The sequence below is a fragment of the Gordonia sp. 11cp genome (assembly GCF_057767225.1).
On record NZ_CM173437.1, the window covers coordinates 213,594 to 231,356 of the forward strand.

At 71.2% G+C, this 17,763-nt stretch carries 1 protein-coding gene (cut by a window edge); it reads right to left on the reverse strand.

The annotated features are described in order from the left end of the window. Positions 1-17,763: the 3' portion of a non-ribosomal peptide synthase/polyketide synthase gene (locus AC3B6C_RS00930; protein ID WP_488374603.1), read on the reverse strand. It continues 22,452 nt past the right edge of the window; 17,763 of the gene's 40,215 nt are visible here — the last part of the coding sequence; its start codon lies beyond the right edge, outside the window; the stop codon is at positions 1-3.

Genomic DNA, 17,763 nt, shown 5'->3' on the forward strand with positions numbered 1-17,763 from the left:
TCAGTCATCCCCACCGGCACCATCGCCACCGGAACCACCGTCACCGTAGCGACCGTCGTACCCACCGCGACTGTTGTACCCGACCTCGCCGTCGACGGCACCGTTCTCGCCGCTTCCCGCCTGCGTGACGGCGGCCTGCCGCGAACCGATGATGCCCGGCAGGGTGGCGCCCGTCGGCCGCGTCGCGGCGCCCGCCGACCATGCCAGTACGCGGTCGCGTTCGGCGGGCGTCACCAGGGGACACTCCCCGACCGCGGCGTCCGGCCGGGCGGTGAGCCCGTCGAGGAGCGTAACCAGGCGCTGCGCGAGCAGCTCGACGGTCCCCTCGTCGAACAGGTCCGTCGCGTACACCATCGACGCCGACCAGGACCGGTCCGGACGGGCGACCACCGCGACCGTCAGGTCGAGCTGGGCCGTCGTGACCGGCGATTCGAGCGCCGCCACCCGCAGACCCTCCGCCTCGAACACCGGGGCGGCGTTGCCCGCGTTGGTCAGCGTGAGCATGACCTGCGCGAGTGGCGAGAACGCCCTCGACCGGGTCGGGTTCAGACGTTCGACCAGTGTCTCGAACGGCACGTCGGCGTTGGTGAACGCATCGAGGTCGATGACCCTGGTGTCCTCGAGCAGTTCCGCGAAGCTCATCGCGGGGTCGACCTCGGCGCGCAGGACCAGGGTGTTGACGAACATGCCGATCAGCTGGTCGATCTCGGCGCGCCCCCGACCCGCGATGGGGGTGGCGACCGCGATGTCGTCGGTTGCGGTAACACGGGCCAGCAGCACCGACAGTCCCGCGTGCACCACCATGAACGGCGTCATCCCGCGCTCACGCGCCAGTGCCGTGATCCGCGTGGCGACCTCGTGCGGGATCTCGAAGTCCACCCGCGCCCCCCGCATCGACGCCACGGTCGGGCGAGGCCGGTCGGCGGGCAGCTCCAGCACATCGGGCACCCCGGAGAGCTGTCGCAGCCAGTACGACAGCTGCCGGCCGACCACCGACGTGGGGTCGTCGACCGCGCCGAGCTCGCGTTGCTGCCACAGCGCATAGTCGGCGAACTGGACCGGCAACGGCGGCAGCTCCGGTGTCCGGCCGGCGGCACGGTCCCGGTAGGCGGTCACCACGTCGGCCATCAGCGGCCGCATCGACTCGCCGTCACCGACGATGTGGTGCAGCACGGCGAGCAGCACCCAGGAGCCCTCACCGCGTCGCCACAGCCGGATCCGCGCCGGCACCTCGGTGGTCACGTCGAAGCCGGCGGACAGCGCGTCGAGTAGCTCTGCCTCCGTGGCGCATTCGACGAGCGTGGGCAGTGCCGCCGGACCGTCGGCGTCGTGGACGACCTGCGTCGGCCGACCGTCGACGGCCGGGAACGTGGTCCGCAGGATCTCGTGCCGCGCGACGACGTCGCCGATCGCCGCGCCGAGTGCCTCGACGTCGAGCTGCCCGCCGAGTTCGACGCCGATCGGCAGGTTGTACGCCGCCGATGCCGGGTCGAGGCGGTTGATGAACCAGATCCGCTGCTGTGCGAACGACAGCGGGATCTCCGCCGGTCTCGGCTCGACCCGGGTGACCGGTGCGCGCAGACCGCCGCGATGCTCGCCGAGGGCGGCCAGTGCGCGCGGAGTCGGGGACTCGAACACGTCCCGCACGCCGATGTCGGCGTTCAGCGCGTCACCGACGCGTGCCGCCAGCCGGGTCGCCGACAGCGAGTTGCCGCCGAGGGCGAAGAAGTCACCGGTCACCGACACCGCGTCGACGCCCAGCAGGTCCGCGAAGACGGCGACGACACGTGCCTCGGCCGCGGTCTCCGGTGCGACGAGGTCGTCGGCCTCGATGTCCGGTGCCGGCAGCGCCCGCTTGTCCAGCTTGCCGGTCGGAGTGAGCGGCAGGTTCGCCAGGACCGTGATCGTCGCCGGGATCATGTACGACGGCAGTCGTTCCGCGAGGTGATCCCGGAGTTCGCCGGTGTCGAGAGCCGGTGTCGCGGTCCCGGCACCCGGTTCATCCGACGCCGGGACGACGTAGGCGGCCAGTGCGGTCGCGACCGATCCGCCGACCCCGAGGACCACCGCGGTCTTCACCGCGGGATGAGAGGACAGCGCGTTCTCGATCTCGCCGAGTTCGATGCGCAGGCCGCGCAGCTTCACCTGGTCGTCGGAACGTCCGAGGTACTCCAGAACCAGCTCGCCGGATGCCGAGCGCACCCACCGGACGCGGTCGCCGGTGCGGTACATGCGATCGCCGGGCTCGCCGAACGGAGACGCGACGAACCGTTCGGCGGTCAGCTGCGGGCGGCGCAGGTATCCACGTGCCGTCGACACACCGGTGGCGTACAGCTCGCCGGCCATCCCGACGGGCACCGGGGAGAGGCGCTGGTCGAGGACCAGCAGGCCGGTGCCCGCGACCGGGCCGCCGATCGTCACCGGCTCGTCCGGGTCGAGCGGACCACTGATCGTGACGGCCACCGACGTCTCCGTCGGTCCGTAGGCGTTGTGGAACGCGACCCGGCGCGCCCAGGTGCGGACGAGTGCGGCCGAGACCGCTTCGCCACCCGAGGCGAGCATCCGCAGTACGGGCAGATCGTCGGGGTCGACGGTCGCCAGCACGCTCGGTGTCAGGAACACGTGCGTCAGCTCGTGCTCGCGGAGGAAACCGGTCAGCACTTCACCGCCGACGACCTCGTCCGGGCGGTAGACCAGCGTCGAACCCGAGGTCGAGGCGAGCAGCCATTCCAGCACCGAGGCGTCGAAACTCGGTGAGGCATAACCGAGTACGCGCGAACCCGGGTGGATGCCGAACCGCTGCGTCTCGGCGACCGCGAAGGCGTGCGCACCGCGCTGGGTGACCGCGACCCCCTTGGGGACACCGGTCGACCCGGAGGTGTAGATGACGTAGGCGAGCGCATCGAGGCGTGGGATCCCCACCATCTCACCGGGCGCGAGCGGACCGCCCTCGATGTCGCGGACGGCCTCGGCGAGAGCGGAGATCTCGATCCACTCGACGTCACCGGGGGCGGCGGTGCCCTGTTCCGGAGCTCCCTGTCCAGAGGCGATCACCAGGCGCACACCGGAATCGGTGACCATGTGGGCGATGCGGTCGGCGGGCAGCGTCGGATCGACGGACAGGTATGCCGCGCCCAGCTTCGCCAGCGCCCACTGCCCCACCAGGCGGTCGACGGTGCGACCGAGCGCCAGTCCCACGACCGTGTCCACACCGATCCCGCGACCGATCATCCACCGCGCGAGTCGGTTCGAGCGCTCATCGAGTTCGGCGTAGGTGAGGGACGCGCCGCTGCCGTCGGTGACCGCGACGATGTCCGCGTGCTCGGCCGCGACGTCGGCGAACACCTCGCCGAGCAGACGCGGTTGCGGCGCCGCCGGACCGTTCACCGGCGTGAGTTCGGCCGCGGCGGAGGCGTCGAGCAGTGCGATCGCCGAGGTCGGCAGATCCGCATCGTCGACGGTCGTCCGCAGGATCTCGCGCAGCGCCGCACCGAAGACCCGCACCTGGTCGTCGCTGAAGGCCGACGGCAGGTACTTGAGCTTCAACAGCAGGCGGTCGCCGGACGGCGAGGAAGCTAGGTTGAGCGGGTAATGCGTCGAGTCGCCCGCGTCCACGCCGACGATCTGCAGTCCGCCGGCCAGCGACGTGTCCGCCGTGGACAGCGAGTCGGAGTCCACCGGGAACGACTCGAACACGGTCAGCGTGTCGAAGAGGGCCCCGATCCCGGCCAGCGCGGTGAGGTCGGCGAGGCCGACGTGCTGATGGTCGAGGACCGCGACCTTGTCGGCCTGCATCGCGGCGAGTACGTCGCCGATCGGGGCGGCCGGGTCGACGTCGACGACGCTCGGGACCGTGTTGATGAACAGGCCGACCATGCCCTCGACGCCGTCGAGGTCCGACGGCCGTCCCGACACGGTCTCGCCGAAGGCGACCACCCGATTGCCGGTCATCCGCGACAGCAACACCGCCCAGGCGAACTGGAGGATCGTGCTGACGGTGACGCCGCGTTCGCGGGCGAGCCGGTTGATCGCCGCCGTCGTGCCGGCGTCGATCCACTCCTCGTGGTCACGCGGCAGCGAGGTGGTCGTGGCCTCCTCGACCCCGGACACCAGCGTCGGCTCCTCCAACGGCGCGAGGACGTCGCGCCAGGCGGCGAGACCCGCGGCCGGGTCGGCGGCGGCGAGACGACGGACATGGTCACCGAAGTCGGTGTCGGCGGCGATGGTCGCGGTGTACGGGCCGACCCCGGCGTACAGCGCGAGCAGGTCGGCGAGAACCAACGGACCGGACCAGCCGTCGAGCAGGATGTGGTGGTTGGTCACGATCAGGCTCAGCGTCGTGTCGGACCCGGCGCCGTGCTCGACACTCACGAACCGCACGAGCGGCGGCTCCTCGAGATCGAACGGCGTGATCCGTTCGGCGTCGGCGATCTCGCGTACTCGTCGCGCGGCCTCGTCACCGTCACACCCGGGCTCCAGGGACACCTCGGACCACGGGAGGTCGACGCGCGGCGGCACGACGGCCACCAGGGCGCCGCCCGCCGTGCGCAGGTATCCGCTGCGCAGCACGCGATGATGTGCGACGAGTTCCTCTGCCGCCGAACGCAAGCGCGCCCGGTCGACGTCCCCGCCGAGATGCAGCACCGCCTGGGTGACATAGACGTCCACACCCGCGGCACCGTCGTCGGCTCCCACCGCGTCCCGGACCGCCATCTGCGACTGGAAGTACAGACCGGCCTGCAGCGGGGTGAGCGGCCAGACGTCCGCGCCCGGGAACCGCACCGCGAGTGCGTCGAGCTCGGTCTGGGTGACGGGCGTACCCGGTACATCCGACGGTGACCGGCCCGGGTCGCCGACGACGGCGACGTGCTGCGCGAGCGCGGTGAGCTCGTCGGCCCACAACTCGGCGAGCGCGGTGATGTCGTCGGTCCCGAACAGTGCCGACGGGAACGTGAAGTTGGCCGTGAGGCGCCGGGCATCGCCGTCGCTTCGCGTACCGACGTTGACGCTCAACGGGTTCAGCGCGATCATCGCGCCGGACACCGACGGCGGCATCCCCGGTACGCCCGGCGCACCGGTGAACGGGATGACGTCGTGCGTGGGTTCGGCGGCGGGGCGTCCGGCACGGCCGGCGCCGAAGAAGTTGAACCCGATGCTCGGCAGCGGACGCTGCGCGAGCTCGGTGTCCGCGCCGTAGCGCAGCACACCGAAACCGAGACCGCCGTCGGGCTGCCCGAGGCGTTCCTCCTTGGCCGACTTCACCGCGTGGGTGACGTCGGTGGACGGATCGACGGCGACCGGGGCGATGGTGGTGAACCAGCCGACCGTGCGGGACAGGTCGACCGCGCGTTCGCCGTCGGCGGTGACGATCTCGTCCTTGCGACCGTGTCCCTCGACCAGCACCGTGACGGGTGCGACGTCGGCGATGCCGCGCGCGGCCTGCCACGCCCGGACCGCACGTGCGAACGTACCGAGCAGGACGTCGTTGGCGTTGCCGCGGAACGCTTCCGGCACCGAGGTCAGCGCCGCCTCGGTCACCTCCGCGTCGAACGCGTGGACCACCGACACCTCGGTGGCGAACCGGTCCCGCGACGGGTCGAAGGTGACCCCGAGATCGGTGGGCCGGGCCGGGAGCCGGTCGAGCCAGTAGGCCAGCTCGGCGGACCGCCGGTCGGTCTGCGCGCCGACCGCGTGGGCCCACGCCCGCTCGGACGTCGCCTCGGCACGCAGGGCGATCGGCTGCCCCGCCGACCGCTGCGCCCATCCGGTCACCAGGTCCTCGACGATGATCGGCCAGGACACCGCGTCGACACCGAGGTGGTGGATCGCCAGGACGATCCGGCCGACGCCGTCGACGTCGGTGACGATGCCCGCCGCGACGAGCGCACCGGTCGACGGATCGAGGTGTGCCAGCGCCTCGGCATGCGCGGCACGCAGATCGGCGTCGTGGCCGGGACTGCCCACCGGTGCGGCCGAGGACTCGGCGAACACATACGGCGCGATGCGACCATCTGGGGTCTCGTCCGAGCCGGCGACCAGCCGCGGGCGATCGCCGTCACGGGTGAGACGCGCGGACAGCATCGGGTGCACCGCGACGAGCTCGGACAGCAACTCCGACAACGCGTCCACGGTGAGACCCGCCGGCGCGTGGAGCACCCGGTACTGCGAGAAGTCCGCGTAGTCGGCGGGATCCGCCGAATGCTCGATCATCCACGACATCACCGGCAGCAGCGGCAGGTCGCCGTGCCCACCGCCGGCGGGTTCGTCGAGCGCCGGCAGGCGATGTGCCTCCCCGGCCACGATCCGGGCCATCGCCCGGATGGTGCGCTGCTCGAAGATGTCTCGTGGCGTGAGCGTGAACCCGGCGGCGCGAACCGCCGAGGCGAGCTGGATCGACATGATCGAGTCGCCGCCGAGCGCGAAGAACGACTGGGTGACCGAGACGCGTTCCAGCCCGAGCAGGCCGGACACGATGGTCGCCAGGGTCTCCTCGGTCGCGTTGGCCGGTGCGACATAGTCGGCATCGAGCCCCGCGAAGTCGGGTGCGGGCAGGGCACGGCGGTCGAGCTTGCCCGCGCTGTTCAGGACCACGTCGTCGATCGGCATCCACAGTGTCGGACGCATGTACTCCGGAAGTGCCTGCGCCACCGCGTCTCGCAGGACCTCGAGGTCCACGGTCGACGGCGCGACATAGGCGACCAGATGCTGTCCGCCACCCGGTGCGTCGGCCACCGTCACCGCGGCGTGCACGACGCCGGGGGCGGCCGCGACGACGGACTCGATCTCGCCGAGTTCGATGCGCTGGCCGCGCAGCTTCACCTGGAAGTCGGTGCGGCCCAGGTACTCGATCTCCCCGTCGGTGTTCCACCGCACGAGGTCGCCGGTTCGGTAGAGCCGTGAGCCGGGCCGGCCGAACGGGTCGGCCACGAAGCGCTCGGCGGACAGTCCCGGTTGCGCGGCGTACCCGCGTGCCACCTGGTCGCCACCGAGATACAGCTCGCCCGGGACTCCCGTCGGGACGGGGTTCAGTCGCGCGTCGAGCACATGCGTGGTCGTGTTCCACACCGGCACGCCGATCGGCACGATCGACGGTGCCCGGGTCACGTCGGCGTAGGCCACCTCGACCGCCGCCTCGGTGGGACCGAACAGGTTCACGATCCGGACGTGTGGCAGCAGCTGGTGCGCGCGGGCCACCACCGCCGGTGGAAGCGCCTCACCGGAGGCGAAGAGCCACCGGAGGGTCCCCAGGCGGGAGATCGTCTCGGCCGGCACGACATCGAGGAACACCGACAGCATCGACGGGACGAAGTGCACCGAGGTGGCACCGCTGCGGGCGATCAGGTCGGCGATGTAGAGCGGGTCGGCGTGACCGCCCGGTTCGGCCATCACCATCGTGGCCCCGGTCAGCAACGGCGCGAACAGCTCCGGCACCGAGACGTCGAACGTGTAGGGCGTCTTCTGGATGATCCGGTCGCCCACGGTCCAGGGGTACTCGTCGAGTCCCCACCACAGCCGGTTGGCCACGGCGGCGTGGCTGACGGTCACGCCCTTCGGCCGCCCGGTCGAACCGGAGGTGAAGAGGGTGTACAGCGCATCGTCGCCGCGGATCGGCCGGACGCGTTCGGCGTCGGTGACCGGCGGCGTCGCCGGATCCACCGCACGCCCGGAATCGACGGTGACACGCCGGATCCCGTCGTCGAGGCCGGACAGGTCGGCCGCCACGGGACGCGGTCCGACGAGGAGGACCCGCACACCCGCGGTCTCGACCATGTAGCGCACGCGGTCACCCGGAGCCGAGGTGTCGATGGGCACGTACCGGCCGCCCGCCGCGGTCACCGCGTGGACGGCGACCACCATCTCCACGGAGCGATCGATGCAGACCGCCACCGCGACATCGGGTCCCACGCCCAGCCCGAGGAGTTCGCGGGCGAGATCGGCGACCCGGGCGCCGAATTCGCGGTAGGTGAGCTCACGGTCGGCGAAGGTCAGCGCGATCGAGTCGAGCGACCGCGCCCCGCGAAACGAGAGCGCATCGGCCACCGATCCCGCCGGTATGGCGGTCTCCGTACCCCGTGACCTCCGGAGTATCTCCTCGACCTCGGCGGGTTCGAGGAGTGCGGCGTCGGCCACCGGATCGTCGGTGTGCGCGGTGAGTTGGTCGAGCAACCCGACGAACCTGCGCGCCAGCTGGGCGACGGTGTCCTCGTCGAAGAGGTCCCGTGCGAACACCAGCGACAGCGGCCAGTCCCCGTCGCCGTCCGGAACGGACACGCCGATCGTCAGGTCCAGTTTCGCCGGCGGGTCGGCCGGTGGCATCGGTTCGATCTCGAGACCCGCGACCGAGGCCGGCGCGGTGTCCGCACCCATCTCGGGCAGCGCCGTCTGGCCGAACGTGAGCATCACCTGGGCCAGCGGGGCGAACGCCTCGGACCGGACCGGGTTGAGCCTCTCGACGAGCATCTCGAAGGCCACGTCGGCGTGGGCGAAGGCTTCCAGGTCGGTGTCGCGCGCCTGCTCCAACAGCTCGGCGAACGACATCGACGGGTCCACCCGGGCCCGCAGGACGAGGGTGTTGACGAACATGCCCACGAGCGGGTCGAGGACACGCTGACCGCGTCCGGCCACCGGGGTGGCGATCGCCACGTCCTCGCCGGCCGACAGACGCGCGAGCAGCACGGCCAGTGCCGCGTGCACGACGATGAACGGGGTCGCGTCGACCTCGCGTGCGAGTTCGCGGACGCGCTCCCCGATCTCGGCCGGGATCGCGGCACCGACGCGGCCGCCGCGCTGCGAGGCCTGCAGCGGCCGCGGCCGGTCGAACGGCAGGTTCAGCACCTCGGGGAGATCGGCGAGTCTGTCTGTCCAGTAGGCCAATTGGGACCCGACGACCGAGCTCGGATCGGTCCCGTCGCCGAGCACCTCGTGCTGCCAGAGGGCGTAGTCCGCGAACTGGACCTCGAGGGGCTCGAAGTCGGGTTCGGTTCCCGACACCCGGGCGTCGTAGGCGGCCAGGACGTCGACGAGCAACGGATTCATCGACTCGCCGTCGGCGGCGATGTGGTGGACGACGACCGCGACCACGGCACGCTCGGCATCGACGTGCCAGACCCGCACGCGGATCGGCCAGTCGGCGGCGACGTCGAACCCGGACATGACGGCGGTCTCGAGTCCGCGCTGATCTTCGGCGATGCCCCAGTCCAGGCGGTCGGCGATCTGGTCGGCCGGATGGACCAGCTGATGGGCGACCCCGTCGACGGACGGGAAGGTGGTCCGCAGGACCTCGTGCCGTTCGACGACGTCGACGATGGCGCGGCGCAGCGCCTCGGTGTCGAGAGTGCCCCGCACCTGCAACACGAACGGGATGTTGTACGTGGGCAACGAAGGATCGAACTGGTTGATGAACCACATCCGCTGCTGGGCGAAGGACAGCGGTACGAGTTCCGGACGGTCCGGACGGGCGACGACCGGCGGCAGTGCCTCGGCGTGTCCGGACACCTCGGCCACCAGCGCACGCACCGTCGGCGCCTCGAACAGGTCGCGCACCGAGGTCTCGACGCCGAGCACCTCGCCCACCCGGGCGGCGACGCGGGTCGCCGACAGCGAGTTGCCACCGAGGTCGAAGAACGACTCGGTGACACTGACCTGCTCGATCCCCAGGACGTCGGCGAACACCGCGGCGACCGCGGCTTCCTCGTCGGTCTCCGGTGCGACGATCTCGCCGACCTCGATGACCGGCTCGGGCAGCGCCGCCTTGTCGAGCTTGCCGACCGGGGTGAGCGGGAGCTCGTCGAGCACCGCGACCGAGGCCGGCACCATGTGCGCCGGGAGTCGTTCGCCGACAAATGCTCTCAGCTCCGCCGGATCGACGTCGGGTCCAGCCGGTGTCCGGGCCCCGACCACGTAGGCCGCCAGCGCGGTCGCGACTGAACCGCCGACACCGACGACCACGGCCGAGCGGACCGCCGGGTGCTCGGCGAGTACCGCCTCGATCTCACCGAGTTCGATGCGCAGACCGCGCAACTTCACCTGGTCGTCGCTACGGCCGGAGTATTCGATGACCGGCGCGCCGGTGGAGTCCTGCTTCCAGCGGACGACGTCGCCGGTGCGGTACATCCGGTCGCCGGGGTGACCGTGCGGGTTCGCCACGAACCGATCGGCGGTCAGACCGGGGCGGTCGAGGTATCCGCGCGACAGGGCGCCGCCGTTGACGTACAGCTCACCCGTCACACCGACGGGCACCGGACGCAACTGCGCGTCGAGCACCATCAGGCCAACGCCGGCGAGCGGGCCGCCGAGCGAGACCGGCTCCCCCACGGCCATCGGCGCACTGATGGTGACGCCGATCGTGGTCTCGGTCGGGCCGTACAGGTTCTGGATGCGCCGGAACGGTGCCCAGCTGTCCTTCAACGTCTGCGGCACGGCCTCGCCACCGGCGTAGACGACCCGGAGCGCCGGGACCGCCTGCGGTTCGATGGTCGCGAGCACCGTCGGCGTCAGGAACGTGTGGGTGATCGCCTGCCGCATCATGAGGTCCTGCAGCGGCGGACCGCCGACGGCGTCGGCGGGACGATAGATCAGCACGCCGCCCGAGACGGTCGCGAGCAGGTACTCGAGCACCGACGCGTCGAAGCTGGGCGAGGCGAATCCGAGCACCCGTGAGTACTCGTCGGCACCCGAGCGGCGGATCTCCTCGGCGGCGAAGTTCGCCAGACCCGAATGCGTCACGGCGACACCCTTGGGGCGCCCGGTGGAGCCGGAGGTGTAGATGACGTAGGCGACGTTGTCCACCCGCACCGGTGCACGACGATCCGATGAGGTGATCGGCGCGTCGGAGAGCGCCGCGATCTCCGCGGACAGCGTCGCATCGTCAAGACGGAGCCACGAGAAGCGTTCGCCGGGAAGCGTTCCCGACGCCTGAACGGCCAGTCCCAGGATCGCGCCCGAGTCCTCGACCATGTTCGCCACCCGCTCGGCGGGGTAGTCCGGGTCGATCGGCACATAGCCACCACCGGTCTTGGCCACCGCCCAGATCGCGGTGAGCAGATCGGCGGACCGGCCGATCGCCAGCGCGACCAGCTTCTCCGGGCCGATGCCCTGACCGATCAGCCAGCGCGCCAAGCGGTTCGACCGCGCGTCGAGGTCCGCGTAGGACAACCAGACGTTGTCGGCGTCGACGACGGCCTGGCGGGGTCCCCACTTCGCGGCGGCCCGGGCGAACAGTTCGCCCAGGACGACCGGCTCGGTTCCCGGTCCCCCGGTCACGACCGCGTCGGAGTCGGCGATCGACACCGTCTCCCGTTGCGGCTCGGATTGCGCTGCCGCGCGGGCCAGTTCGGCCGGCGACACGGTGTCACCGAGCGCGATCTTGGCCAGCGGGGCCTCCAGGTCGGTCAGCGCTCCGTCCAGCAGGGCGGTGAGCTGATCGGCCATCCGCGACACCGTCGACTCGTCGAACAGGTCGGCCGCATAAGTGATGGTGCCCGACCAGTCCGTGCCCGACCCCTCCGGCTGGGAGATCCCGACGAGCAGGTCGACGCGTGCCGGGATCCGCTCGGTGGTCACCGGACTCACCTGCAGGCCGGCGATCTCGCCCACCGACAGATCGGAACCGGCGAGTTCGGGCAGGGTGGATCGGTCGAAGGTCAACCACACCTGGGTGAACGGCGCGAACGCGGCGGAGCGTTGCGCCCCCGCGGCGTCGGCGACCACCTCGAAGGGGACGTCGGCGTTGGCGAAGGCCTCGAGGTCGGCGTCCCTGGCCGCCTCGAGCAGGTCGGCGAAACCGCGGGCCCGGTCGACCCGGGTCCGCAGCACGAGCGTGTTGACGAACATGCCGATCAGCGGATCCAGAACGCGCTGACCACGACCCGCGATCGGGGTACCGATCGCGATGTCCTCGGTCGCCGACAGCCGCGAGAGCAGTGCGGCGAGCGCCGCGTGCACGACCATGAACGGTGTCGTGCCGGTTTCCTGCGCGACGCCCGCGATCCGGTCACCGACGGCGGCCGGCACGGCGAACGACACGCGACCACCGCGCCGGCCGGCACGTGCCGGGCGCGGCCGGTCGGTCGGCAGCTCGATCACGTCGGGCAGCCCGGCCAGACGATCGGTCCAGTAGGCGAGCTGGCGGCCGACGACGGAGTCCGGGTCGTCCGGCGAGCCGAGCACCTCGTGCTGCCAGATCGCGAAGTCGGCGAACTGGACCTCCAGCTCCCCGAACTCGGGATCGGTGTCGGCCGACTCGGCGAGATAGGCCGTGACCACATCGGTCACCAGCGGCGTCATCGACTGACCGTCCGAGGCGATGTGGTGGGTGATGACGGCGAAGACGTGCTCGTCCGGGGCCACCTCCCAGATCCGTGCGCGGATGGGCCACTCGGTGGAGACGTCGAAGCCCGCGGACACCGCGGCCTCGATCTCCGCCTGCGAGGACACCTCCTGCCAGTCGAGACGTGCGGCGACCGACGATGCCCGGTTGATCTTCTGGTACGGCATGCCGTCGGCCGACGGGAACGTGGTCCGCAGCGACTCATGCCGGGAGACCACGTCGATCAGCGCGGCGTGCAGCGCCTCGGTGTCGAGTGCCCCGGACAGTCGCAGCACGACCGGGAGGTTGTACGCCGACGAGGTGGTGTCGGCCTGGTTGACGAACCACATCCGCTGCTGGGCGAATGCCAGCGGCACCCGCTCCGGCCGCGGTGCGACGGGGACGATCGGTGCTCGCGCCGCACCGAGATCGGTGCTGGCACGGAGCAGTTCGCGGACGCTCGGGGCGTTGAACAGGTCGCGCACCGCGATCTCGGCACCCGTGACCTCGCCGACTCGTGCCACGAGTCGCATCGCCGCCAGCGAGTTGCCGCCGAGATCGAAGAACGAGTCGGTCACGCTGACGCGGTCCACCCCGAGGATGTCGGCGAAGACCTCCGCCACCGCGGCCTCCGACTCGTCGGCCGGCGCGACGTACTCGCCCGCGGTGAACACCGGTTCGGGCAGCGCGCGGCGATCGATCTTGCCCGCCGTGTTGAGTGCGATGTCCTCCACGGGCATCCACACCGTCGGCCGCATGTATCCCGGGAGCGACTCGGCGACAACCGCCTTCACCGCATCGAGGTCGATGCTCTCACCCGGCGCGCCGGCGAGGTAGCCGACGAGGTGTTCGCCACCACCGGGCACGGTCGCCACGGTGGCCGCGGCGTGCACGACGCCCGGTGCGGAGGCGATGACCGCCTCGATCTCGCCGAGCTCGATGCGCTGGCCGCGCAACTTCACCTGGAAGTCGGTGCGGCCCAGGTACTCCAGGACGCCATCGGGGCGGCGGCGCACCAGGTCGCCCGTGCGGTACAGGCGAGTGCCGGGCTCACCGTAGGGATCGGCGACGAACCGCTCCGCGGTCAGATCCGGGCGCGCGGCGTAGCCGCGGGCCAGCTGCACACCGCCGAGGTAGAGCTCCCCGGGCACGCCGGGCGGCACCCGCCGCAACCGCGAATCCAGCACCACGGCAGACGAATTCCAGACCGGGATGCCGATGGGCACGGTCGGGTCGTCGGCGGCGACGGAGTGAATGCGCTCGAAGGTGATCTCCACCGCGGCCTCGGTCGGGCCGTACAGGTTGAAGAACCAGGCGTCGGGCCACAACTCGCGCACCGGCGCCGCGACCGCGGGCGGCAACGCCTCACCGGTGGTGGACACGATGCGGATGGTGTCGAGTGCGGCGAGCTGCTCGCGGTCGACGACCTCGAGGAAGACCGAGAGCATCGACGGCACGAAGTGCACCATCGTCGTACCGGTGCGGGCGATCTCGTCGGCGACCTGCCGCGGGTTGAGATGGCCGCCGTCGGCGAGGACGACGACGCGCGCGCCGATCGCCAACGGCGCGAACAGTTCCGGCACCGAACAGTCGAAGGTGTACGGCGTCTTCTGCATCACGACGTCGTCCGGGCCGATCGGCAGGGCGTCCAGACCCCACCACAGTCGGTTCAGCACGGCCGCATGCGACAGCGTCACGCCCTTCGGACGTCCGGTGGACCCCGAGGTGAACAGTGTGTAGGCGGCGTCGTCGGCGCGCAGTGGCGCGAGACGGTCGTCGTCGGACACCGGGGACGCGGCCGCCGAATCGACGTCCAGGAGCGCCGAGGCATCGACGGTCATGACCTGCACACCGACCTCGGTCGCGGCGCCCACCGCGTTCCGGACCCCGTGCGCGTCGGCGACCAGCAGCACCTTGGCACCGGCGGTCTCGTACATGTACCGCACGCGATCGGCGGGTGCGGCCACGTCGACGGGGACGTACTGTCCACCGGCCGCGACGACCGCGTGGATCGCGACCATCATCTCCACCGAACGCGGGACACACAGGGCCACAGCGACATCGGGGCCGACTCCGGCGGCGATCAGATCGCGGGCGAGCGTGTTGACCCGGGCGGCGAACTCGGCGTAGGAGACCTCGCGGTCGCCGAAGACGAGCGCGGTGGCCTCGGGGGTGCGCCGCGCCTGTGCCGCGACGGCGTCACTGACCGTCTGCACGGGTGGCAGGTCCACCCGCTCGCCCCATTCCGCGGACTCGGTGGTGGCCGTCGTCTCGGCCGCGACGAACGGCGCATCGCCCACCGCCTTGTCGGGCGCCGAGGTCAGCGCGTCGAGCAGGCGGATGAAGCGTCCGCCGAATTCCAGCATCGTCGGCTCGTCGAACAGATCTGTCGCGTAGTCGAGGTTGACCGGCCAGGTCTCCCCGGCGGGCCGGGAGGAGACCGTGATCCAGAGGTCGATCTGTGAGGAGACCATCACGTCCGCATACGGGGTCACCGTGATCCCCGCCGCGTCGCCGAGCGCCTCGGCGGCGGTTGCCGACGGACTGAACGAGAACATGACCTGAGCGAGCGGGGCGAAGGCCTCCGAGCGCACGGGACTGAGCCGGTCGACCACCGTCTCGAAGGGGACGTCGGCGTTGGCGAACGCGTTCAGGTCGACGTCGCGAACCGCCGACAGGAGCTGCTCGAACGGCTGCGCGCCGTCGATCAGGGTGCGCAGCACCAGCGTGTTCACGAACATGCCGACCAGCGGGTCGAGCTCGGCCTGGCCACGCCCGGCGATCGGGGTGCTGACGACGATGTCGTCGGTGGCCGACAGCCGTGCCAGCAGGACCGCCACCCCGGCGTGGAGCACCATGAACGGCGTGACGTCGGCGCCACGTGCCACCTCGGTGATCCGCTCGCCGATCGCGGCCGGGATCTCGACCCGCGCGCGGGCGCCCCGTCCGGAGGCCACCGGCGGTCGCGGACGATCCGCGGGCAGTTCGAGCACGTCCGGAACACCGGCGAGTTGCTCTGCCCAGTAGGCCAATTGACGACCGACGACCGAGTCCGGGTCCTCGACCGAGCCCAGCACGGTGTGCTGCCAGATCGCGTAGTCCGCGAATTGCACGGCGAAAGGCGGGAACTGCGGCTCGTGCCCGGCGACGCGGGCGCTGTAGGCGGTGACGAGGTCGGACACCAGCGGTGCCATGGACTCGCCGTCGGCGCCGATGTGGTGGAACACCACGGCGAGCACGAACTCGCCGGGCTCGACCGGCCACAGGCGCGTGCGCAGCGGCCATTCCTCGGTGACGTCGAATCCCCTTGTCACCGCGGCGAAGATCTCGTCCTCGGAGTCGACGACCTGCCAGTCGAGCCGGCCCGCGACCGAGTCCTGCGGATGCACGAGCTGGTAGGGCACACCCTCGACATCGGGGAACGTCGTACGGAGGACCTCATGCCGACGTACGACGTCGCCCAGTGCGGTACGCAGCGCCTCGACGTCGAGGTCGCCGGACAGCCGCAGCACGATGGTCATGTTGTGGGTGGGTGCACTCGGATGCAGGCGGTTGAGGAACCACATGCGCTGCTGCGCGAACGACAGCGGAATCCGTTCGGGCCGTGGTGACACCGCCACCACGGGCGCGATCCGGGAGCCGCGACCGGTCAGCGCCGCCACCAGCTCGCGGACCGAGGGCGCCTCGAAGACGTCGCGGACCGAGACCTCGACCCCCAGGGCGTCGCCGACGCGGGCGCTCACCCGCATGGCCGACAGGGAGTTCCCGCCCAGGTCGAAGAAGCTGTCGGTGACACCGACACGGTCGACCTGCAACAGTTCGGCGAACACGCCGGCGACCGCGGTCTCCTCGGGAGACTCTGGGGCCACGTACTCGCCCGCGGCGAACTCGGGCTGCGGCAGCGCCCGTCGGTCCACCTTGCCCGAGGTCGTCCGGGGCATCTCGGGCAGCGCCATCCAGACGGTCGGGCGCATGAACTCGGGCAGTCCCCGCACCGCGGCGTTCCGCACGGAGTCGAGATCGACGTCCTCGCCCGGGCGGCCGGCGACGTAGGCGACCAGTTGCTCGCCCCCGCCGGGGGCGGTCGCGACGACCACCGCAACGTGTACGACACCGGGTGCGGAGGCCAGCACCGACTCGATCTCGCCCAGCTCGATCCGCTGTCCGCGGAGTTTCACCTGGAAGTCGGCGCGTCCCAGGTACTCCAGGACGCCGTCGGTGTTCCACCGTGCCCGGTCCCCGGTGCGGTAGAGCCGTCCACCGCGCGGGTCGAAGGGATCGGCGACGAAGGTCTCGGCGGTGAGGCCCGGCCGGGAGGCATAGCCGCGTGCCAGCTGCGGTCCGCCGAGGTACATCTCGCCCGGAACGCCGGGAGGTACCGGACGCAGTCGATCATCGAGGACGTACACCGTCGAGTTCCACACCGGTGAGCCGATCGGGATGTTCGGCGCCGGCGCGTCCACGCGGCCGTAGGTGATGTCCACGGTCGCCTCGGTCGGACCGTACTGGTTGTACAACCCGAGTTCCGGGAGCAACCGCAGCAGGCCGCCGGCCAGCGCGGGGCTCAACGCCTCGCCGCCGGAGAAGATCCGTCGCATCGATCCGAGGTCGGCGTCGCCGGCGCCGGTGGCACCGTCGAGGAACGCCGCGAGCATCGACGGGACGAACTTCGCGGTCGTCACGCGGTGACGTTCGATGAGCCGGGCCATGTAGACGGGGTCCCGGTGCCCACCGGGTTCGGCGACGACCACGGGGGATGCGGCGTGGATGCCGCCGAAGTAATCCCACACGGATGCGTCGAAGGTGTAGGGCGTCTTCAGGAGGAAGACGTGCTCGCCCGGTCCGTTCGATTCGCTGAACCACTCCAGGGTGTTGCGGAGTGCGCCGTGGGTGACGGTGACGCCCTTCGGACGTCCCGTCGAACCGGACGTGAAGATCGTGTAGACGGCGTGACCCGGCAGCACGCGCCGACTCCGGTCGCGGGCTCCGACCGGCGCGACCGCGAGGTCGACGGGTCCCGAGGCGTCGACAACGACCACCGGCAGGTCGATGTCCGCGAGCGCTTCCGGCCGGTCCCGACCGGTCAGGACCAGGGCGACGCCGGCCGTGTCGAGCATGTACCGGGTCCGCTCGACCGGGGACTCGGTGTCGATCGGCACGTACTGGCCGCCGGCCGCCACGATCGCGTGCACGGCCACCATCACCTCGACCGATCGGTCGATGCAGACGCCGACCGCGACATCCGGACCGACTCCGAGCGAGATCAGTTCGCGCGCAAGCGTGCTCACGCGTGCCGAGAACTCGGTGTAGTCGACGACGCGATCGCCGAAGAGGATCGCGGGCCGGTCGGCCGCACGCGCGCGGGCGTCGGCGACCAGGTCGACCACGGTGTGGTCGCCGCTGATCTCGACCTCGGTTCCGCGAGACCACGCCGCGACGTCGAGGCCCTGGGTCTC